The sequence below is a fragment of the Enterococcus sp. BWB1-3 genome, assembly GCF_016745275.1.
Classification (GTDB): domain Bacteria; phylum Bacillota; class Bacilli; order Lactobacillales; family Enterococcaceae; genus Enterococcus_L.
This window is the reverse complement of record NZ_JADOEP010000028.1, coordinates 23,417-44,342: the sequence shown is the minus strand read 5'-3', so window position 1 is coordinate 44,342 and position 20,926 is coordinate 23,417. Positions and strand designations below refer to the sequence as shown.

Genomic DNA, 20,926 nt, shown 5'->3' with positions numbered 1-20,926 from the left:
CCTCCTACATGATAACGGGTGAAACCCAAACAAGCCTTCATGCATCCAAAAACAGTTTCCGCATCAATCTTTCTGCTAAGTATGATGATTATGTTATTGTTTTCTATTGCAGGTTGTGCCAGCACTGAAAATGGCAAAGACTCCAGTTAGGCTAACTCAAGCTTTACTGAGTCGCAGGAAGTGGTTCTCTATGTAGCCCTTCATGGGAAAACAATGTTTAATACAGCAGAGCGTGTACAAGTCTGGTCGGACAGCCCTTTGATTGATGAGGTATTGAGGCAGCTGGACAACTTGGAAAAGGGTTAGAGAAAGAAAATATCCAATTTGCTTCAGCTTATTCAAGTGATTCAGGTAGTGCCAGAGAAACGACTGAAGTTCTACTAAATAATGATGGACAAAATGATTTGAACTATACAGAAGATAAGAGATTGCGTGAAATTTGTTTTGGTACTTATGAACACGATACAAATAACAACATGTGGGAAGCTGCCACAAATTACAAGAATACTGAAAAGGTGTTGGTTGATGAAGAGTTTACCTTAGAAGGAATGTACGAAGCTATCTAATCGGCAGATGAAATTGGACTGGCAGAAGATCTTCCTACAGTGAAATCGAGGATGGTAGAAGCAATAGCACAACGCGAAAGTGATTGTCTTCTTGTTAAAATGAATAAGCTAGTTATTGAAAGCTTCTATGTCTGATTTTAGGATGTAGAAGTTTTTTTTATTTTAAAAATCTTGACAGAATGTTGTTCATTTGATAATATTCAATAGCTTAAAACGTAATGATTACGATTTGAGAAAGATGAATCGTAACCTAATGGGGGGATAATCAAATGAAAAAAACTCATTTTAGGTTCTAGTTTATTGGTAGTTGTCGGTTTGGTCAGTGTTTGTTCATCAAACAAGGAGGATGCTTCAGAAGAAAAGCTGCAAATTGTCACTTGCTTTTATCCTGTTTATGATCTTACAAAAAAGATTATGGGTGATGAAGGCGAAGTAGAAATGATAGTTTTAACAGAGGCAGAATTACTTTTAAGATATATATCCCATGTACAGGAGCTTTCAGATATATCCAATATAGCGACCACACGCTCACTGATATAGAAGAGGAGGTTATCGTCTTTATTTTGGGCGTGAAAAACAAGAGAAACTATAGAAATAATCAGATCATTGGTCCACTTATTATCAGTTAACTTAATAGGGTGGAAATTTGCTCAGGAAATATTGGTTCACTATTAAAAAGAAAAGGAGGAGGAAAATGCGTCAAACGATTATTTTAGAGTGTATTGAAACAGGGGAACGCTTGTATTCCACAAGTAAAAATCAACGAAATACGCCTGGCAGACTAGAGTTGAAAAAATATTCTCAAAAGCTAAGAAGAAAAGCGATTTTTAGAGAAATCAAGAAATGAGGGAAAAGGAACTTGGCTAAGAAATCAAAAGTTGCAAAATATGAAAAGCAAAAGTATTTAGTAGAACACTATGCAGCATTGCGATATGAATTAAAAAAGAAGAGGGATTATGAAGCATTGCGTAAGCTTCCGAGAGATTCGAACCCCAATAGAATGAAGTTAAGAGACCGGATTGATGGAAGACCAAGAGCTTATATGCGTAAGTTTGGTATGTCAAGAATCAACTTTAGACAATTGGCACATCAAGGAAAAATTCCAGGTGTTAAAAAAGCCAGTTGGTAATATAGAAAAGTTAGGAGAGATAGCTAATGCCTATATCAGCAAGGGAAATTTCCCAAAAAAAGAAGCCGTGATGTACCTATTAAAGTTTCAAAGTCTGAAATTTCTTATGACGAAACTTTGAGAGACAATAGGCAAAGTCATCCTATCTCCTTGAAAGGATAGTATAAAGAAAAAAAGTAATCGAATAGCAGGTAAGAATTTCAGATGGACATTCAAGGCATGGATCAGCTTATTTAGTCCAATATGACGACTTGTGAAGCAAAAGAAAATAAGAATGAGCTGATCATCATTGGACAGAATTTAAGTGAGGAAACGTTTATAGACTTATAGGCTTTTCAAAAAAATTAGTTGAGAAATCAGCAAAATATAAGGATTTAAGCTTCCACATAAGGAGGAAAATATGGAAAAAACAGATTTATCGAGTGCATATCGACGATTAAAAAGTCCGAATATCAAGACGCGTAAACGAGCATTAAAAATTATTAAAGAGACGAAAAGAAATAAACTAAGAAGATAGCGCTGTAGATACTTCAATGCAAATTATTGTGTTGGAGTATTCATTTTAACTACTCCTGGATATTCAGGCAAAGGAGTATGCAAATGAAAGAAAATATGGAAAATCCTTGAAAATATTTACTAAACATGATTAAATGATAATGAGAATCATTCTCAATTAAATTTTGTTAAAATAAATGAAAGGAGTTAAATGAATGAAAAACGAATCAGTTTTAATCCGATACATTAAACAAAAAAAAGGATTGCTGTCAATCTCGGGAATTTTAGCAACATTGGCGACCATGGTACAATTTATACCATTTTATTGTATTTATAAGATTATCGAATTATTGATGCTGGGAAACTATTCGGCGAATAGTCTTATTCATTGGAGTTTGATATCAATGGGAAGTGTTTTAGCCGGAATGGTTCTACTTTATGCCTCTGCCATGTGTTCTCATATTGCGGCTTTTGATATTTTATATGAAATTCGTATGGATATTTTGCAGCACTTATCTAAGCTTTCTATGGGTTTTTTCAATCAGAAATCCAGTGGACAATTAATGAAGATTATTGATCAGTGTGTTGAGAAGATGGAGTCTTTTATTGCTCATCAAATTCCAGACATTGTTTCTGCTTTAATTTTTCCCTTTATTTATCTTGGATTGATGATCACGATAGATTGGCGTTTAGGGTTGATTTCCCTGATTCCGCTTTTTTTAGCAGTTGGGATGTATTCTTATCTTATGGGACAAAGTATGAAGGGAAACAAGGTGAAGGAATATCATGATGCATTAGAAGCGATGAACAGTAATGGTGTGGAATATGTTCGGGCGATGCCGGCAGTCAAAATTTTTGGGTTGTCTGTGGACAACTTCAAACGATTTCATCAAAGTATCAAAGATTATCGAACCTTAGTAATGGGATGGTCACAAGAATTTCGCTCAGGTTATGTGCTGTTTACTACATTAATATCCTCTGTTGTCTTATTCGTAATGCCTTTTGGGGCTTTTTTAATCAGTCAAAACCCTCAGGATAAGTCGTTAGCTTTGACTGTCATGCTATTCATTATTTTAGCTTCGGGCACTACTGGGCCCTTCATGAAGTTGATGTATGCAGCTGCCACTTTTAGCAATGTAAATGAAGGTGTTAAGCGGGTGGATGAAATTTTTGCTGAATCGCCTGTAAAAGAAATCCAAACAGAGGGTACATTTTTTAATAATACTATTGCTTTTGAAAATGTTTCCTTTGCTTATACAGAAGGGAACCAGATTTTGAAACAAGTTAGCTTTGAGTTGAAGCCGAATACAATGAATGCGCTGGTAGGACCTTCCGGTGGAGGGAAAAGTACCATTGCACAGCTGCTTTTGAGATTCTATGAGCCGTCAGAAGGTACAATCAAAATTGGGAATAAGGATATCCGTGAGGTTACCATTGACACATTGATGCATGAAGTCTCTTTTGTTTTTCAGGATGTCACCTTGTTTAATGATACCATTGAAGAAAATATTCGAATGGGAAACAAGGAGGCTAGCTTAGAAGAGGTTATGCATATGGCTCATCTGGCACGCTGTAATGAATTTATCCAAGAATTACCTAATGGCTATGCAACAAAGATTGGAGAAGACGGTGTTTATTTATCTAAAGGTGAGGCACAGAGAATTTCCATTGCTCGTGCTCTTTTAAAAAATGCGCCAATCCTTGTTTTAGATGAGGCGACAGCTTATGCGGATGCAGAAAACGAAGTATATATTCAACAGGCAATTAATGAGCTGGTCAAAGGGAAAACAGTGTTGATTATTGCTCATCGTTTATGGACCATTCAACATGTGGATCAAATCCTTGTTTGTAATAAAGGGGAAATTCAGGCAAGTGGGACGCATCAAGAATTGCTTTCAACTAATCCCTTATATTATAGGCTATGGACTATTAATGAAGAAACAAAGGACTGGGAGGTAAAGTAAGATGCGAAAAATGATTTATAATATTACTTCTGGAGAACCCCAAAATTTAGTTCAATCTACTATTTGGGCAACATTGGAATCCTCTGTAAGACTGATACCTCCTATCATTGCTTTTTATGGGATTTCTGAATTATTTGAAGCCTACCAGCAAAATCGGTTGTTAAATACAAAACTATATTTTTATTTGATTTTTGCCAGCTTTGTTTGGTTTTTACTTCAACTCCTTATATCCACTGTTACGTATGATAAAGAGTATATTGCTGCTTATGAGGTTTCGGAAAAAGGTCGCACAAAACTGGCGAATCATCTGCGTAAATTATCATTGGGCTTTCTAGACAGTCGAGATCCTGGAGATCTCACAACAATGATGCTGGGGGATTACACGCTATTGGAAACGGCTGTTTCTCATATTGTTCCGCAAGCAGTATCTGCACTTATTCTTTTAGGGATTGCTTTTGTTTCCCTTTGTCTGATTGACTGGAAAATGACCATATGCTTATATGCTATGCTGCCCATTGCATTATTAGTGATAAAAGGTTCTAATATGCTAATGAATAAGCTGGGAGCCCAGCATATTCAAGCAAAGGTTGAGAGTGCTTCAAGACTACAGGAATATTTACAGGGAATTAAGGAAATTAAAGCTTACTCTTTAGGTGGAGAACAGTTTACCAGAATTCAAAAAGCATTTAATACACTGCGAAAAGAATCGATTCGGCTTGAAGGGGTACTGGGCCCAGTTGTGATGGTTTCTATTTCGCTGCTTAGAATGGGGCTGCCAATTTTAGTTTTTATGGGCTCTTATTTATTGGCACAAAAAAACATTACAGAATCTATCTTTTTAGCTTTTATCGTTGTGGCTAGTCGGATTTATGATCCCTTTACAGCGTTAATGATGAATTATACTGAAATGCGTTATGCATTGATCAGCGGCGAACGAATCATGGCTATTCGCAATCAGCCGGAAGTTGAAGGAAGTGAAAAACTGGGCGATGATTACACTATTCGATTTAAGAATGTGGGTTTTGCTTATAAGGAAGAGGCGGTACTGAAAAATATTGATTTAGACATTCATCCAAAAACCTTAACTGCTTTGGTAGGTCCTTCTGGGAGCGGCAAATCAACCATCGTAAAATTGCTTGCTCGTTTTTATGATGTGAATGAAGGAGCCATTGAAATTGGTGGTAAAAACTTAAAAATGATTGATCCGGAAAATCTTTATTCTCATTTATCAATGGTTTTTCAAGATGTTTATCTTTTTAAAGATACTATTTTAAATAATATTTGTGTGGGAAATCAACATGCCAGCTTTGAGGAAGTGATGGAAGCTGCAAAAAAAGCGCATTGTCATGAGTTTATTAGCGAGCTGCCAGATGGCTATGATACGTTAGTTGGGGAAGGCGGTTCGACGCTGTCCGGTGGTGAAAAGCAGCGGGTCAGTATTGCACGGGCTTTTTTAAAGCAATCAGAAATTATTCTGCTGGATGAAGCAACAGCTGCTTTAGATTTAGAAAATGAAGCCGGCGTTCAACAGGCAATCAAAAAACTGGTAGAAGATAAAACAGTGGTTGTCATTGCACACCGCTTAAAAACAATTATGAATGCCGATAGGATCGTGGTGTTGGACAAAGGGACAGTCAAAGCACAGGGGACACATGATGAGCTTTATCAACAGTGTGAGCTTTACCATAGGCTGGTAGACATGCAGAATGAAGCCGCAAATTGGAAATTTAGTAATAATTAGCTGATATCAAAAAGCAGTAAAGCTAGTTTGATTGCTTATTAATGATAAAGGAGATGTATACAAATGAAAAAGAAGACTACGGCTTCACTTGCTTCAAAGGATTATTTAACAATCGGCTTATATACCTTAGTACAATTTGTCATAGTGATGACTTTATCAATGGTAACGGTTCCTTTTCTTTTATGGCTATATCCTTATGCAACAGCCTTTGTTCTGTTTTTTACCTGCCCGATTTACTTATTAATAGCTTTTAAAGTAGGGAAAAAAGGAACTTTGTTAATTTTTGGTGCAGTTAACGGCTTATTTTATGCGATTATGGGAACGATTTATGTGCTGCCATTTACATTAATCGGCGCACTGATTGGTGAATTTATTTTGGCAAAAACTAAAGGATATCGTAAATTGACAGCCCAGACTGCAGCTTTTACTATTTATAATTTATTTTACGGCTTTTCAAATTACATTATATTGGCAATTTCTGCCGATTATTACTTTTCTACTATGCAAATTGAGGGAATTTTGTTAGAGGCATATACAAAATATATGATAACACCATTTTGGATTTTCATTTCTATTATGGCGCTAATTATGGCAATTAGCTTGGGCTGTTTATTTGGTTATCATTTATTAAGAAAGCATTTTATTAAAGCGGGGATTATTTCTCCTGTAAATTAAGTATTTGATTTGTAATGGGAAGCAATAAGCGCTGCTTCCTCTCTAACATGAAATGAAGGAGAAGATGATGAAAGGTAGTATTGATCCAAAAATTCAGTTTCTTATACTGATTGCTCAAAGTATTCTTGTCTTGGCTGCAAATGTAAATCAATTGATTTTATTAAATATTTTTGGCTTATTTTATTTAATTTATAATGGCTTTTTTAAAACAGCGGCTAAAATAGCTGTGTTAGTCTCAATAACAATAGGACTTCATTTATATATAGTGACTGCAGAACAGCAATGGTTAAAATATATCGGTTTTTTTAGCTTTATGTTTTTAAGATTTGGACCGGTCTTAATGATAGCCAGAGTCCTGCAGGATGTTCCTGCCGGGCGGCTAATGTCTGCACTGCAATCCTTAAAATTACCGAAAAATTTTAGTGTTACCTTAGCAGTAGTATTAAGATTTTTTCCAACTATCAGGCAAGAAAACAGTATAATCCAACTCTCCGCTAAATTGCGAGGATTATCCTTTTCACAGCCTAAAAATTGGCTGCATCCTTTAAAAACCTTTGAACACACGTTTGTTCCTTTGATGATGAGAACCATGAAAATAACAGACGAATTGACTGTCTCCGCAATGACTAAAGGAATTGAGTATCCTGGACAGCGAACTTCTATTTATCAAAGCCGGATTACCATAAAAGATCTTAGCATGGTGTTGTTTTTTATCGGCTATGTATTCAATGTATTTGTATTCAAAGTTTGGAGGCTCTAAAATGAACAATCCCATAATTAGATTGAAAGAAATTTCATTTTGCTACGGAGCTGAGGGGTATCAATTGAAGGATATTTCTCTAGATATTGCTGAGGGAGAATGTGTGCTGATGACAGGACCTTCAGGCTGCGGGAAAACAACATTAACTCGTTTGCTTAATGGGCTAATACCACATTATTACGATGGAGAACTTTCAGGAAGTTTCTATTTAAAGGAGAAAAATGTAAAGAATCTAGAGGTGTGGGAGTATGGAGAACTTATAGGAAGTATTTTTCAAGATGCACGCTCTCAGTTCTTTACTTCCAATGTTTTAGATGAGCTCGCTTTTGCCTCTGAAAATTATTGCCTTGATTTACAATTGATTAATAGTCGAGTAAATAGGGTTCTTGAGGTAAATCAAATTGCGTATTTAAAGGAACAAAAGTTAGACAGACTTTCAAGTGGAGAAAAACAAAAAATTGCGATGAGTGCGGTAGAAGTTCATGGACCTGAACTTTTTGTTTTGGATGAGCCGTCAGCTAATCTTGATCATCAGGGAAGTCTACAATTAACTAAAGCCTTGCACAAGCTAAAAAAGGAGGGAAAAACAATTATAGTGGCTGACCATCGAATCTGCTATTTAATGGATGTCGTAGACCGAATCATTTATATGGCAGATGGGAAATTGATTCAGCAGTGGAGCAGAGAGGAATTTCAACAGCTTTCTAAAGAAACATTAGACAATTTAGGAATTCGTGAAAAGCAGGAGATCATAATCACAGAAATTTTGAAAAAACAGGGCAAGGAGAATATAGAGAAGTCTCCTTTTTTGGAACTTTCAGATGTGGCTATTGGGCATCATCGTTTTTCTCCCAAGCTGCTCAGTAATATTAGTTTACAGCTGAACAAAGGAGATATTTTATTATTAACTGGAAAAAATGGTTTGGGAAAAACAACCTTGGTCCGTACTCTTTGTGGTTTAAATCATGAAAGGGGTGGGCAGATTTTCATTGATGGCAAGCAATCAGCTATGAAAAAAAGACGAGAAAAATGCTGGTTTGTATTGCAGGATGCTGATTACCAGTTATTTTCTGATAGTGTATTAAATGAGTTACTACTGGGGATTAAACATGATGCTGCAAATCTGAAAAAAGCAGAGAAGCTTTTAAAAGACTTAGGATTGTTAGAAGTTAGAGAACAACATCCAGCAACACTTTCTGGCGGACAAAAACAAAGATTAGTTTTTGCAGTAGGATTGATGAGAGAACCGGAGCTGTTGATATTGGATGAACCAACTTCTGGCTTGGATGCTGGCAATATGCTTCGTGTGCAGCAGATGATTTTAGATTATGCTAAACAGGGACTGTCTTTTCTGATTGTCACACATGATTTTGAATTTGCCAGAGGGTTTGGACAAAGAACAATTCAACTTATGGGAAATTAGTTTTTTTAAGTTCTGCATCATTTAAAAAAATCCGTATTCTGGGAGTAATTTTTCTATTAAAATGCAACTTCATGAATCGTTGTGGTCAAGCATTCGGACAGTGAGCCGCAAGCGATTCTACTGTGAAAAGCGGCTGCCCGATTTCATTGCTGAATTGAGTCAAATAAACGGCAGCTGTTCTTTTAAAACAGCTGCTGATTCCTGATTTTCCTTTGATATTTCGGAAATTCTTGACTATCCGATTTTCTCGTTTTTTACTAGCTCAAACATAAAGTGAGTGGGACAGCAATAAAGTTCCAAACGCTCTTCGTATCTAACTCTAAATAAACGGCGGTATAAAAGCAAAAATTCTTTTTGCGACGAGTAACCGCAGGAGCAACTCCTTCGGAATTAAGCCAAACGATCCTGAAAATATGAGGCGCCCAGGCCCTTCACCGAGTAGGTAACAGAACTTCATCTACTCTGCTAAAGTAATCCTAGTGAAGCCTGTCAACTCTTGTATGTTTCATGCATCGAAGTTGATATGATCGCAGCACAGCGGAGTGTATCCATTCATAGCTAATCATTTTATGATTAGTGTTCCTTGACAATTTTCGGAGCTGATTGCTTTTGTCTCGATCTCAAACGTTCTCTTACCAGGCTGCCCTTATTAAACAGCAATAGAGTGGAGTAATGTATGGACAAAGTCTTAGTATATTGATGATATTAAAAATTATCCAGGTCTTTAAACCAAGAAACGTGGAGCATATCCAATAGTAACATATGAGACCAAACAAAGTAGGGCTTGTAAAATAAGCATACATATGAAATAATCGATAATGAGAATCATTCTCAATTGAGAGAGGGGAACAGAAGTATGATTAAATTTTATGACACTTGGTGGCAGGAAGGAAGTAAGGGGGATCAAGATATGGAGGACAGTCACCAAACAGGATGGCAAAATGTCATAGGTCTAATAGACAGGGATGATGTATTAGACCGGGATATTTTAGATTTTGGGTGTAATCAAGGTGGTTTTTTAAGGAAATTATATGATGAAATTCCTTTCCACAGTGCTTATGGAATTGATTTGGCAAAGCAAGCAATAAAAACAGCAAATCAGCGTGCAGGTACTTATCCGATCTGCTATGTCCAAACGGGAGAAGCAAGAGCATTGAAGCAAAAGTTTCATACAATAATTAGTACCTCAGTATTGTACTTAATCAAAGATTTAGATAATCATTTTTCAATGATGTCAGATGTCTTAAATGAACAGGGTGTCTACTATGCTTTGTTTACAGATCAATCTAAGAATCCAAGCTTTGAGTATATGAGGGCTAAAATTGATCGTTTTGGAGCAACCAAAATGCAAAATAAAACGTTAACAGAAGTTGTGGATAGTTTAGTTAAAAATGGTTTTTCAGTTGAGCTGCGTAAAGAGTATACAAGTACAATTTATGATGTTACTAATTATCATGATTTTTATTTAACCGTGGATGACTATATTCTTTCTTGTGAAAGTTCATACTTGATTAAAGCTACTAAGAAAGGGGTGCAGCTATGAAGAAACTATCAGTAATAGGGGTAATTATGATCCTCTTTTCTTTGGTATTGACTGGCTGTAATGGTACAAACAAAGAATCATCCGATGAGAATAATCAGGAAGCAGAGACTGTCAATATTGCTATCTCGGATGAACCAAAAGCTGAACAATTAGATGCAACTACCTACAATTCTTCAATGGCGATTTACAGTGCAGTCTATGAACCTTTAGTGGAGTATGATGAAAAAGGAGCTTTTAAGCCGGGACTAGCTGCTTCTTGGGAAATTTCTGAAGATGGCAAAAAATATATTTTTTATCTGAATGAAAAAGTAAAATTCTCAGATGGCAGCCCAGTTGATGCAGAAGCAGTTAAATTTACTATTGAACGGGCAAAGTTTAATAACGAAATGAGTTCACTGCAATTGCTTTCTAATTTAGAAAAAATTGAAGTGATAGATGAACAAACAATCGAACTAACATTCACTGAGATTTCTAATCAGATATTAGCAGAGCTGTGCCAGACACGCCCATTAAGAATTATGAGTCCTCACTCCGTTGAAGAGGAGAAGGTATCGGGAAAATTCATAGAAGCGATTGGTTCAGGTGCATTTATGATCAAAGAAAGTTCTGCTGAACACGTGTTAATGATACCAAATCCTTATTACAATGATGAGAATCCTGTGAATTACCAAATAAACTTTAAGATGATCGAAGATGGAAGCTCAAGAACTTTGGCTTTAAAGAGTGGCGAAGCTGATATTATTGGCGGAACACTGGGAGCAGTAACAGATAGTGATATAGGTTCTTTTGAATCAGACACTGAGTATAATGTAGTAGAGTTTGAAGGGACGATGTCGCATTTTCTAGCGTTTAATCCTGATAATCAAGAATTAAATACAACCCTTCGGAATGTGATTGAGCTGGCAATTGATAAAGCTTCTTTATCGGATAAGGAACTTGTAGGGTTATTTCGTGAAAATGTACAGTATGTTTCTGAAGTAAATCAAAAAGCCGTTACTTATGACATTGAAAAGGCAATGAGCATACTTGAAAGCGAAGGATACGCTAAAAATAAAGCAGGTTACTATGAAAAAGATCATCAGGAGCTTTCTTTTGATTTAGTGATTCAAACAACTGAATTCCCAGAATGGAAACAGCAGGCGGAATTACTTGAAAATGATTTGAAAAAAGCGGGTATTAAAATCAATATAACTATTTTGGACAGAGAAGGTTATTATGATGCTTTATGGAAAACGAAGGAATATGATTTGATTTTTTATCGAACCTATACAGATGCATTGCTGCCTTATAATTTTTTGAATTCACTCTATCATAATACAGAGGAAGAACATGGTGTGTTAGCTAATGATGAGGTGCTGTCTCAGTTATTGGATGAGTTTGGTCAAGTCATTGATGAACAGCAAAAACAACAAATAGCTGATAAATTATTTAAACGTATCTCAGATGAAACCTTGGCGATTCCAATTGATTACAAAGATGAAAAATTTGTAGTCTCCGATAAAATTTCAGAATTTTCTTATTCTGGTTTATCTGATTCTCCGATTGATTATAAAAATTTAATGGTGAAGTAAAATGAAGAAAAGGTTTCTGTTGAAGAAAACTTTGCATTTACTGATAAGTCTATTGTTTTTTACTGTTTTGTTATACGGATTATTATATGTATCGACGGGTGATCCGGCACTGGGGGTTTTGCGCAGGTCGGGAGGACAGAATGTCTCGCTGAAAACAATTGAAGAAACAAGAAGGAAGCTAGGAATTGATGGTAATTTTTTTGAACAGTATTTTCATTGGCTGGGGAATATTTTAAAAGGCGACTTCGGCTATTCTTTTATGACGAATGTGCCTGTTCTTCAGATCATTGGCGAAAAGGCAAGTGTGACCTTTAAATTATTAGGGATTTCTTTTATCTTTAGTACAATCATTTCTTTAGGAAGTGGAAGTATTATTGGCAATTTTTCCTCTTTAAAGTGGGTTCAGCAGATTCTTTCTGTGGTATTGTCTTTTCCTATCTATTGGTTATCCCTTGTTCTCATTTTTATTTTAGGTGTTCAATTAAAATGGCTGCCATTTGTTGGCAGTAATTCTGGAAAGCACCTTATTTTGCCTGTGATGGTTATTTGCCTTTCTGAAGGAAGCTATTTGACAAAAATGGTCAGCGATTTGATTACTCTGGTCAGTGGTAGTGAATCACAAAGGATTGCAAAATTTAGAGGGGTAAAATGGTACTATCGCTTTTCCTATCAATTAAAAGAGTCTTTTGTACCCTTAATCTCTCTATATGGCAACAGCTTCACACATTTATTTGGCGGCACAGTAATGGTAGAAATCATTTTTAGCATTGCTGGATTAGGGAAGCTGTTAATGGAAGCTATTTCTACTAGAGATTATCCTGTTATCCAAGGAATTACGCTCTTTGTTGCTTGCAGTACGTTTTTACTTAATTATATAGTGGATGTTTTCATTCAAAAGGTGGATAGTCGTATACAGATCAATCAAGGGGGAGCTAAATGAAAAAGCGAGTCATTATTATTTTAGTCATCTGCCTAGCTGGTTGGCTTGTTATCAAGCATTTGAAAGACCCTTATGCGATTAACAAAATTGAAAGCTTGCAGGGGATAAGCTGGCGTCATGTATTTGGTACTGACTATTTAGGGAGAGATTTATTTAGTCGAATTGTGCACGGCAGTGTTTACTCTTTGTATATCGCTTTTCTTGCGCTGACAAGTGTTGTTATTATTAGTTTGCTGTTGGGCAGCTTAGCTGGCTGTATAGGAGGAAGAGCAGATACAAGTATAATGATTTTAGCTGATAGCTTGATTAGTATACCGTCCTTGATTTTAGCTTTGGTTTTTGCAGGTCTTTTTTCTAATTCAATTTCCACAGTAATGGTTGCTTTAGTGATAAGCTGGTCAGGAAAATATATTCGTTATGTCCGCAATTTAGTCTTGAATATTAAGAAAGAGGAGTTCATTCTTTTTGCACCTTTACGAGGCTCTTTTGGGAGTCATGCGTTTCTTCACCATATTATTCCTAATATGATGGCTGAGCTGTTTTCTCTATTTACGACTGACTTAGGCAAGATGGTTTTAAGTATTTCTGGTCTTTCGTTTTTAGGGATTGGTGCACAGCCGCCAACACCTGAACTAGGAACTATTCTTTTTGATGGAAAGGCGTATTTCTTTACTGCCCCGCAGCTCTTTATTTTCCCTGGAATAATTATTGCGATGATTGTACTTGTTACACAATCCATAAGTCGGCAAATAAATAAGTACTGGGAGGTAAATAATGATTGAATTAACAGAATGTTCAATTACCGCTGAACAAGGTAAATTATTAGATTCCATTTCTTTAAAAGTTCCCAAAGGTGCTTATTTCTGTTTGATTGGTGAAAGCGGGGGTGGGAAAACATTGTTAGGTAAAATGATTTTGGGAATTTTACCCCCAAATTTAAAAGTTAGCGGCAAAATAAATTGTGATCGTAAAAAAATGGAGATTATCCTGCAAAACCCCCTTGGAAGTTTGCAGAGTAATAGTAGGATTGACTCACAATTTCATCATTTACTAAAATCAAAAGGAATGAAGAATAAAGAAGATCGAAAAATGAAGATGTTCCAAGCGTTAAGCCGGGTTGGTTTTACAGCTATTCAAGAGATTGCTGCTAAACGTCCTTATCAATTAAGCGGCGGTATGTGTCAAAAGGCAGCTTTAGCAATGGCACTGATTTCACAACCGGAAATAATTATTGCAGACGAAGCAACTAGTGCACTGGATGAACAAAGTCAGGAAACAATTTTACAACTGCTAAGTAACCTTTATTTAGAAAAGCAGCTGACTATTTTTTTCATTACACATGATTTATCTATTGCTAAAGCATACAGTACTCACCTGGGTGTTATGCAAAATGGACAACTAATAGAAGTTGGCCTGACAGAGCAGGTATTAAATCATCCTACAGAAAATTATACGAAGGAGTTGATCGGAATTTTTGAACAAGACGACTCATTTATTACAGGTAAGCAATTTAACTAAAAAGTTTAACAATCAATTACTATTTAAAGCTCTTGATTTTGTGATTGACAACAATCAGTGGGTCGGGATCGAAGGTGAGAATGGTATGGGAAAATCAACACTAGTCAAGATGATAATGGGGCTGGAACACTATTCTGAAGGTAAAATTTATTTTAACGGGCAAACCATTGCTGAACTGACTAGACAAAAATGGTACCAAGAAATTCAGCTAGTTCCTCAATATACCAGAAGGTCTCTGGACCCAACGAAAACAATTAAGCAAATATTGGTTGAGCCATTAAAAAGGTTTAAATTGGTTGAGCGTGGAAAGTATCAGCTGAAAATAGAAGAACTTTTGGATGTATGCAATTTACCAGCTGGACTGTTAGATAAAAGACCAGGGGAAATCAGCGGGGGACAATATCAAAGGTGTTGTCTTGTCTTAGCTTTATTAGTACAGCCTAAGTTGTTAATCTGTGATGAAGCAACAGCCGGTTTAGATAAAATTAATGAATTAAGGATGATTCAGCTCATAAAAAAGCAAAAGGAAATGGCTGTTTTATTTATTTCTCATAATAAAAAGTTGTTAACAGAGGTCTGTGATCAACGAGTCCATCTAAAAAATTTTAAATGATGTAAAATAAGTTGTTCAATTAATTGAAGTACAGCAGATAAAATGATTTTTATTTGGAGAGGAGAGTATGTAAGGATGATAAAAAAGAAAAAAGTAAGTGTTACATTAAAAAATGAAGCAGACAAAGAAGAACAAGCAAATCAAGAGATGGTAACTAGTTTTACATTGGCGACTTCATCAAAAACATCAGGAAGCCAGCAGACCAAACGATCTGATAGTTGTTGTAAAGCAGCTATCGAAGAATATGAATGTGATTTTTATGGGATTCGTCCTAAGGAAATGGATCAATTACAAAGCGAAGTGATTAATAACTTATTTGGAGCAAAAAAAGATAGAGAAACAGATATGTCTGTTCATGAGCTTATTGCCGGGATAATTAGAAAGGCAAATGATAAAAATGAAAAGTAGGAGTAGAGATTATGCTTATGGTTTTCATGATAATGTTCAGCCTCTATTTTCAAGCGGGAGCGGATTAACAGAAGAAGTGATCAGGAAGATGTCAAAGATAAAGGGAGAACCTGAATGGATGTTAGACTATCGATTAACTTCATTTGAAAACTTTAAAAGATTACCCTTACCAAAATGGGGTCCTGATTTATCAGGAATTCGCTTTGAAGATGTCATTTACTATCAAAAGTTGAGTGAGCGGGTATCAACTGATTGGGAAGATGTACCGGAAAAAATCAAGAATACTTTTGTACGTTTGGGAATACCTGAAGCAGAACAAAAATTTTTAGCTGGAGCTGCTGCTCAATATGAATCAGAGGTTGTCTATCACAATATGAAAACAGAGTTTGAAAAATTAGGAATCATTTTTACAGATACAGACAGTGCATTGAGAGAATATCCCAAGCTTTTCAAACAGTACTTTGGAAGGCTGGTTTCTTCCTCCGAACATAAATTTGCTGCATTAAATGGTGCTGTGTGGTCTGGAGGTACCTTCATTTATGTACCAAAAGGGGTAAAATGTGAAATCCCTGTTCAAACTTATTTCAGAATTAACGGAGAAAATGCGGGTCAATTTGAACGTACATTGATTATTGTTGAGGAAGACGCTTCTATTCAGTACATTGAAGGGTGTACAGCTCCTAATTATACAACCAATAGTCTGCATGCTGCTACAGTAGAATTATTTGTAAAAAAAGATGCATTTTTCCGTTATACGACTATTCAAAACTGGTCAGATAATGTCTATAATTTAGTAACAGAACGAGGTTCAGTTGAAGAAAATGGGGTTTTAGAATGGATTGATGGAAATATCGGCAGTAAAGTAAATATGAAATATCCTTGTACTTATTTAAATGGTTCGCAAGCAAGAACTTCAATCCTGTCCATGGCATTTGCTAATTATGGACAACATTTAGATGCCGGATGTAAAGTGATTCATAATGCGCCAAAAACTTCTAGTACGATTGTCTCAAAATCAGTAGCTCGAGATGGTGGCAGAACGGATTATCGCGGCACAGTGAGATTTGGCAGAAAAAGTAGTGGAGCTAAATCTCATATCGAATGTGATACGATTTTGATGGATAATGATTCAAAGGCAGATACTGTTCCCTTTAATGAGATCTTAAATAGTAATGTAGCTCTGGAGCATGAAGCGAGTGTATCAAAAATATCAGAAGAAAAATTGTATTATTTGATGAGTCGAGGAATTAGCGAAGAAGAAGCCACGGCGATGATTATCAATGGATTTATGGAACCGATTACAAAAGAACTGCCAATGGAATATGCAGTTGAATTGAATCAATTGATTACAATGAGTATGGAAGGGTCGGTTGGCTAGATCTATGTTTTAAGAGGTTGTGACAGAAGTGTTCTGTCTCAAGAAATAAGTCGGAATATACGAAAATAGCTACTCATATTTTCAGTATAGTTCGACTTATTTCCGAAGAGACAACTTCTGGAACACCGTTTATTCGGTTTTAGGGATCTCAGACATACTTTTGTCACAGTCTCTTCTTTTTTTATATCTTGAATATACATTTTAAGTGCAACAGTTGATCATAAAAAAAGGCTCATAGCTAAAATCCAGTTAAAATAGGTTTGTCTAGAACACTATTCGAAAGGAAGATAGCTATGCGCCACTATAACCATCTTACAATACTTAAGCGAGAAAACATATTTTTATTATTCAACCAAGGGCAGTCCATTGTTTTAAAAAGTTGCTGGAAATCCAAATAGAAAATATTGAACAATGTAGAAATTATTTTAGAATTTTTTGATTGTTTACTGGTCAGGACTTACTAACTAAAATTAATTTCCAAATAGCTCAAGGATTTATTACAAAAAACTAAAGTTCTAAAGGAATATTGTTGACCAAAAGTAAAGTATAACATATTGTTGTAGATAAGATCTTTGAAGGAAAGGAGGAGAAAATGAAAAGGTTTTTAAAAGTTATTATAGTACTCAGTATATTGGTCGGGGTGGTCTATGTTTATGAAGTACCTTTCCAAAAAAAATAGCTGTAGAAAAATTTTATGAGTACATGAAGAAAGAAGAAGGCGTTGGAATGGCCCCCCTTTTCTTGACAGTTTTTATAAGGTGTTCATTGGAATGGCAAGACTTTTATGAACAAAAAGATAAGTTAATTTTGTGGATGGGTTATACTATAGTAGACATCAAGTTAGCAGATTTTCGAACAAAGTGAAATTCATGTGTTATCAGAGTGACTCACAGTTAATTTGATAATGAGGTGTCCGTCTGATTTCGGACAGGCTGGTTGTATCAGGCTTTCCAGATGTGAAATAGACCGCATGAGGTTTGTCTGACAGGTTTGTTCAAAACAGTCTAATGGCTGGCAACCATCGATACTGGCATCATTTGGAACAAAATGGCAAATCATACGATTGTGATTTTTATTGGTACTGTGCTCACAAGAGGTATAGGGGAAAAGCCCTGCTAACGGAATCAGTATTTTTTCATGTCAAGTGCCCGAATAATTTCAAACTGAGTTTTTCGTTTGCTGGCAGTCAGGTGCTGACCTTTGCACAGTATTGTGGTAGAATTTGAACAAATCATAGTGAAAAATCTCCCTATTAATTTGGTATGAGAACCCCAACAATACACGAGTTTTTTCACTATAATATTCTTTTATTTTTCAGGTGGCTAACTTGATTATAAAATTTCTGAATTTATTTTGACGCATGAAGGAGAGGTTTTCTTTTGGTAAATAAGACAATAAAGAAAGGTGAAAGAGGGATCAATTACCTTAAGACTATTGTTGATCAATATGAATGCTTTTTTCACAAAATTGATCAGGAAAATGATGTTGGATTAGATGGCTTTATTGAATTTACTAAAAATGGAGATGAGACAGGTAAAATAGTTGCCATTCAAGTAAAAAATGGTTCTTCCTATAATACTGCAGAAACTTGTAAATTTCCAATTGATGGTCATGAAAGATATTGGTCAAAATGTGTTGTTCCAGTTTATGGAATAGTAATGAATGAAGATGATAACAAAGATATCAGTTCAGCTTATTGGGTGGATATTAAGTCATATCTAAAAGAAAACTCTGAAAAAAATATGATAATTTATCCAAAAGCTCTTTGTAACAAATTGACTAGAGGTGAGTTTGAAAATTTTTTCTGTGAAATCATTCTAAATGGGTGTCCTTGTGTGGATGAAGAAACATTATTAAGTCTATTAAATTCCAAAATTAATTTAGATGTGGAATATGCTATAAAAGCAATAGATTTTCATAATATTAGAAACCCAGTATTGACAAGGAAGCTCATCTTAATTATCTCATCTACTTCAAATAGATCAGTCATTCATGACATTTTGAATTGTTTAATCAGTTTTTCAGATAATGAAATAGAAAAAAATAATTTGTTACCGATGCTTAATATATCTCATGTTTTAGAATACGTAGGAGAAGAAGATTACAGTCTATTATGTCCATTTTTTATTAAAGATATTAATTCTATAAGTTACATTCTAAACAATATAATCAGTGTTTCTAATCTTGAGCATAGATTTCAACTAGAAGAGATAATGGGTGACGTGATTTGTAAGCAACATAATAGATTTTACAATGAAGAGAATTATTGGAAGAATGTACTTTTGGTTCTATCTAATGGATTAGCGGTGGAAGCATGTATGCTTACAATATCCACTCTTTTTTCTAATCCAGATAGTTCCATATCAAAGTCTACTTCATCAAAACTTAGGAATGAAGTAAGGATTCGGACGAAAAAAGTAATACCGAAGATACTAAATTCAATATTAGATGAAGTTGTAAAAACAAGTGAGGACTTGGGTAGAGGTACATTATCTCAAGCAGTTGAAAGTATAATTTCTAGTATTGATGATAAAGAACAAATGCTTATGGATTTCATTTACAATGTTAATAATGAAAAAGAAAGTAGAGTAATTGCAGCATATTATTTTGCATACTATTTTCCAGAAAAGTTTATTGACTCAGGTTCATTCTCTGCTTTTTTAGAAGATGAAAGAATAGAAATCTTAAAAGAGTGTATAGTGATAGATGGAGAAATACTTCTGTATTAATTTAGTGTTTTTTCTGATGCTAACCAGTCGGCTGAAAATCAAAAAACGCTCCTCTAATTGAATAGAGGAGCGAAAAGGAGTATTTACTCAAAGAGTAAAATGAAAAATAAAAAGGTTGTTGTTGGTTTAAAGATATATTACCATCATCTATTTCATCCGACCAATAATAACACTTTTTATTGAAATCTCTTAAGGTTTTTTTAATAAATAACAAGTAGTATATTATGATTTGTTGGGAAATACGCAGTTGATAGCATACAAATACCAATATTCCAGTATCTGTTCTTATAAAATTAAAACAGTAAAAAGCTTAGCATTACAGCAATTCTTTTCTCAATTCTTCATCTGTTTTCGGTGAAAGGTATTTTGGTGCAATATCTAAAACAGTAAATGCTCCAAAGTTTTGTTCATCGGCTAAACGGACACAAGCTCTTGCATAAGCAACTAAGACACTGGCAGTGAATTCCGGATTACTGTCCAGATATAAATTGTACTCAATCACCTGATTGCTGGACTTATGTGTTGTTCCTGTATGAAGAACGGTTCCACCATGAGGCATTGTCTTGTGGTCGCGGTTTAATTCTTCTTGAGAAATAAAATGTACTTCTGTATCATAATCTGAAAAATAGTTTGGCATGGAAATAATTTCTTCCTGAATTTTTTTTGCATCAGCACCATCTTCCAAGACGACAAAACATTCTCTAAAATGCTTGTCACGGGTGGTGAGAGATAATTTTTCGCCTGCTTTTAATTTTTCAATAACTTCAGTGTTTGGAATGGTATATTGCGTTGCATCAGCCACACCGGAAATTCTTCTCAATGCGTCAGAATGTCCCTGACTGACACCTTTACCCCAGAAAGTATTCGTTTCTCCATTTGGTAAAATGCTTTGTGCGTATAGACGATTTAAACTGAACAGTCCCGGATCCCATCCAGTTGATATAATTGAAACGGTTTGATTTACTTTTGCAATTTCATTTACTTTAGCAAAGTGTTCTGGAATTTTAGCATGTGTATCGAAGCTGTCAACAGTATTGAAAGACTGGGTAAACTCTGGAGTTTGAACCGGCAAATCGGTTGCTGAACCACCGCATAAAATACAAACATCGATTTCTCCTTTTTTCTTCTTTAAATCATCGATATAGTAAGCTTTGGCTCCATCTGTTTCTACTTGTTCAGGAGCTCTTCTGGTATAGACACCAACCAGCTCGAAATCATTGTTTTGTTTTAATGCACGTTCAACACCTCTGCCTAAATTTCCGTAACCAATGATGGCTGCTTTTATCATTTGACACACTCCTTCCTATTTAAAATAAATTATACCAAAAAAGGATAGCTGACGAAAAGCAGCATTTAAATAAAAAGTACGGGGTCGGGACAAAAGCGATCAGCTCTGAGAATTAAGAAGGAATGTCCGAAGATTGTCAAGGAACACTATTCATAGAATGAATAGCTGTGAATTGTTACCTATCT

Annotated in this window: 20 protein-coding genes; 19 read left to right on the top strand and 1 reads right to left on the bottom strand. The window is 35.3% G+C overall.

Going from position 1 to position 20,926, the window contains the following annotated elements; all coding sequences use genetic code 11:
• Positions 1-272: 272 nt before the first annotated feature.
• The 19 genes from IW492_RS15415 (at position 273) to IW492_RS15325 (ending at position 19,453) form a co-directional block, all read left to right on the top strand.
• Complete coding sequence (locus IW492_RS15415; protein ID WP_202068734.1) at positions 273-566, top strand: histidine phosphatase family protein; 294 nt, start codon at positions 273-275, stop codon at positions 564-566.
• A gap of 300 nt (positions 567-866) precedes the next feature.
• Positions 867-1,106 (top strand): hypothetical protein, encoded by a 240-nt coding sequence (locus IW492_RS15410; protein WP_202068726.1) that lies wholly within the window; start codon positions 867-869, stop codon positions 1,104-1,106.
• Between the two features lie 154 nt (positions 1,107-1,260).
• The gene (rpmG, locus tag IW492_RS15405; protein WP_202068725.1) at positions 1,261-1,413 is read left to right on the top strand and encodes a 50S ribosomal protein L33; all 153 of its coding nucleotides are present in this window, start codon (positions 1,261-1,263) and stop codon (positions 1,411-1,413) included.
• A gap of 12 nt (positions 1,414-1,425) precedes the next feature.
• Complete coding sequence (gene rpsN / locus IW492_RS15400) at positions 1,426-1,695, top strand: 30S ribosomal protein S14 (protein WP_202068724.1); 270 nt, start codon at positions 1,426-1,428, stop codon at positions 1,693-1,695.
• Between the two features lie 400 nt (positions 1,696-2,095).
• Positions 2,096-2,212 (top strand): putative metal homeostasis protein, encoded by a 117-nt coding sequence (locus IW492_RS15395; protein WP_202068722.1) that lies wholly within the window; start codon positions 2,096-2,098, stop codon positions 2,210-2,212.
• Between the two features lie 193 nt (positions 2,213-2,405).
• Positions 2,406-4,154 carry an ABC transporter ATP-binding protein gene (locus IW492_RS15390; protein WP_202068721.1) on the top strand — a complete coding sequence of 583 codons (1,749 nt, stop codon included), beginning with the start codon at positions 2,406-2,408 and terminating at the stop codon, positions 4,152-4,154.
• Between the two features lies 1 nt (position 4,155).
• Positions 4,156-5,895 carry an ABC transporter ATP-binding protein gene (locus IW492_RS15385; RefSeq protein WP_202068719.1) on the top strand — a complete coding sequence of 580 codons (1,740 nt, stop codon included), beginning with the start codon at positions 4,156-4,158 and terminating at the stop codon, positions 5,893-5,895.
• Positions 5,896-5,958: 63 nt separating this feature from the next.
• Positions 5,959-6,570 (top strand): MptD family putative ECF transporter S component, encoded by a 612-nt coding sequence (locus IW492_RS15380; RefSeq protein WP_202068717.1) that lies wholly within the window; start codon positions 5,959-5,961, stop codon positions 6,568-6,570.
• Between the two features lie 67 nt (positions 6,571-6,637).
• Positions 6,638-7,330, top strand: a complete 693-nt coding sequence (locus IW492_RS15375; RefSeq protein WP_202068715.1) for an energy-coupling factor transporter transmembrane component T — start codon at positions 6,638-6,640, stop codon at positions 7,328-7,330.
• A gap of 1 nt (position 7,331) precedes the next feature.
• The gene (locus tag IW492_RS15370) at positions 7,332-8,753 is read left to right on the top strand and encodes an ABC transporter ATP-binding protein (protein ID WP_202068713.1); all 1,422 of its coding nucleotides are present in this window, start codon (positions 7,332-7,334) and stop codon (positions 8,751-8,753) included.
• Between the two features lie 856 nt (positions 8,754-9,609).
• Positions 9,610-10,296, top strand: coding sequence for a class I SAM-dependent methyltransferase (locus IW492_RS15365; protein WP_202068711.1), 687 nt, complete (start codon positions 9,610-9,612; stop codon positions 10,294-10,296).
• Positions 10,293-11,867 carry an ABC transporter substrate-binding protein gene (locus IW492_RS15360; RefSeq protein WP_202068709.1) on the top strand — a complete coding sequence of 525 codons (1,575 nt, stop codon included), beginning with the start codon at positions 10,293-10,295 and terminating at the stop codon, positions 11,865-11,867. The genes IW492_RS15365 and IW492_RS15360 overlap by 4 nt, the downstream gene beginning before the upstream one ends.
• Position 11,868: 1 nt before the next feature.
• Positions 11,869-12,807 carry an ABC transporter permease gene (locus IW492_RS15355; RefSeq protein ID WP_202068707.1) on the top strand — a complete coding sequence of 313 codons (939 nt, stop codon included), beginning with the start codon at positions 11,869-11,871 and terminating at the stop codon, positions 12,805-12,807.
• Positions 12,804-13,589, top strand: a complete 786-nt coding sequence (locus IW492_RS15350) for an ABC transporter permease (protein ID WP_202068705.1) — start codon at positions 12,804-12,806, stop codon at positions 13,587-13,589. Before IW492_RS15355 ends, IW492_RS15350 begins: the two co-directional genes overlap by 4 nt.
• Positions 13,582-14,325, top strand: coding sequence for an ATP-binding cassette domain-containing protein (locus IW492_RS15345; protein ID WP_202068704.1), 744 nt, complete (start codon positions 13,582-13,584; stop codon positions 14,323-14,325). The genes IW492_RS15350 and IW492_RS15345 overlap by 8 nt, the downstream gene beginning before the upstream one ends.
• Positions 14,282-14,938, top strand: a complete 657-nt coding sequence (locus IW492_RS15340; protein ID WP_202068703.1) for an ATP-binding cassette domain-containing protein — start codon at positions 14,282-14,284, stop codon at positions 14,936-14,938. The genes IW492_RS15345 and IW492_RS15340 overlap by 44 nt, the downstream gene beginning before the upstream one ends.
• Before the next feature lie 75 nt (positions 14,939-15,013).
• Positions 15,014-15,346, top strand: a complete 333-nt coding sequence (locus IW492_RS15335; RefSeq protein ID WP_202068698.1) for a hypothetical protein — start codon at positions 15,014-15,016, stop codon at positions 15,344-15,346.
• Entirely contained in the window at positions 15,336-16,724 is a 1,389-nt protein-coding gene (gene sufB, locus IW492_RS15330; protein ID WP_202068697.1) for a Fe-S cluster assembly protein SufB, read from the top strand. Before IW492_RS15335 ends, sufB begins: the two co-directional genes overlap by 11 nt.
• 1,379 nt (positions 16,725-18,103) lie before the next feature.
• Positions 18,104-19,453 (top strand): DUF4365 domain-containing protein, encoded by a 1,350-nt coding sequence (locus tag IW492_RS15325; protein WP_236671950.1) that lies wholly within the window; start codon positions 18,104-18,106, stop codon positions 19,451-19,453.
• A gap of 316 nt (positions 19,454-19,769) precedes the next feature.
• Here IW492_RS15325 and IW492_RS15320 read toward each other — a convergent pair whose 3' ends face one another.
• Entirely contained in the window at positions 19,770-20,741 is a 972-nt protein-coding gene (locus IW492_RS15320) for a diaminopimelate dehydrogenase (RefSeq protein ID WP_202068696.1), read from the bottom strand.
• Positions 20,742-20,926 lie beyond the last annotated feature (185 nt).

Excerpts from the sequence above, each read along its gene's own strand:
- IW492_RS15365 (WP_202068711.1), top strand. The coding sequence starts at position 9,610 with ATGATTAAATTTTATGACACTTGGTGGCAGGAAGGAAGTAAGGGGGAT.
- IW492_RS15350 (WP_202068705.1), top strand. The coding sequence starts at position 12,804 with ATGAAAAAGCGAGTCATTATTATTTTAGTCATCTGCCTAGCTGGTTGG.
- IW492_RS15370 (WP_202068713.1), top strand. The coding sequence starts at position 7,332 with ATGAACAATCCCATAATTAGATTGAAAGAAATTTCATTTTGCTACGGA.
- IW492_RS15375 (WP_202068715.1), top strand. The coding sequence starts at position 6,638 with ATGAAAGGTAGTATTGATCCAAAAATTCAGTTTCTTATACTGATTGCT.
- IW492_RS15395 (WP_202068722.1), top strand. The coding sequence starts at position 2,096 with ATGGAAAAAACAGATTTATCGAGTGCATATCGACGATTAAAAAGTCCG.
- IW492_RS15385 (WP_202068719.1), top strand. The coding sequence starts at position 4,156 with ATGCGAAAAATGATTTATAATATTACTTCTGGAGAACCCCAAAATTTA.
- IW492_RS15345 (WP_202068704.1), top strand. The coding sequence starts at position 13,582 with ATGATTGAATTAACAGAATGTTCAATTACCGCTGAACAAGGTAAATTA.
- sufB (WP_202068697.1), top strand. The coding sequence starts at position 15,336 with ATGAAAAGTAGGAGTAGAGATTATGCTTATGGTTTTCATGATAATGTT.
- IW492_RS15320 (WP_202068696.1), bottom strand. The coding sequence starts at position 20,741 with ATGATAAAAGCAGCCATCATTGGTTACGGAAATTTAGGCAGAGGTGTT.
- rpmG (WP_202068725.1), top strand. The coding sequence starts at position 1,261 with ATGCGTCAAACGATTATTTTAGAGTGTATTGAAACAGGGGAACGCTTG.
- IW492_RS15360 (WP_202068709.1), top strand. The coding sequence starts at position 10,293 with ATGAAGAAACTATCAGTAATAGGGGTAATTATGATCCTCTTTTCTTTG.
- IW492_RS15335 (WP_202068698.1), top strand. The coding sequence starts at position 15,014 with ATGATAAAAAAGAAAAAAGTAAGTGTTACATTAAAAAATGAAGCAGAC.
- IW492_RS15355 (WP_202068707.1), top strand. The coding sequence starts at position 11,869 with ATGAAGAAAAGGTTTCTGTTGAAGAAAACTTTGCATTTACTGATAAGT.
- IW492_RS15380 (WP_202068717.1), top strand. The coding sequence starts at position 5,959 with ATGAAAAAGAAGACTACGGCTTCACTTGCTTCAAAGGATTATTTAACA.
- IW492_RS15390 (WP_202068721.1), top strand. The coding sequence starts at position 2,406 with ATGAAAAACGAATCAGTTTTAATCCGATACATTAAACAAAAAAAAGGA.